The sequence below is a fragment of the Bacillus sp. GMa5/1 genome (assembly GCF_050172015.1).
Classification (GTDB): domain Bacteria; phylum Bacillota; class Bacilli; order Bacillales; family Bacillaceae_G; genus Bacillus_A; species Bacillus_A cereus.
Genome location: NZ_JBNLYC010000459.1, coordinates 1 through 237, shown reverse-complemented (window position 1 = coordinate 237; position 237 = coordinate 1). Strand labels below are relative to the sequence as shown.

Sequence of the window (237 nt, the reverse complement as noted above, 5' to 3'; positions counted from 1 at the left end):
TGAGCCATGAAGGACTCGAACCTTCGACCCTCTGATTAAAAGTCAGATGCTCTACCAACTGAGCTAATGGCTCGTAAATGGCTGGGCTAGCTGGATTCGAACCAGCGCATGACGGAGTCAAAGTCCGTTGCCTTACCGCTTGGCTATAGCCCATCGAAATAATTATCTTCTTTTCAAAGACAAATGTTATTGTACCATAATGTCCAATAAAAAACAACTGCTATATAGCAGAAGTTA

Annotated in this window: 2 tRNA genes; both read right to left on the bottom strand. The window is 42.6% G+C overall.

The window, feature by feature from the left end:
* Positions 1-73 (bottom strand) — tRNA-Lys (locus tag ACQGSG_RS29445).
* A 5-nt stretch (positions 74-78) separates the two neighbouring features.
* A tRNA-Gln gene (locus tag ACQGSG_RS29440) sits at positions 79-153 on the bottom strand.
* Positions 154-237: the final 84 nt, after the last annotated feature.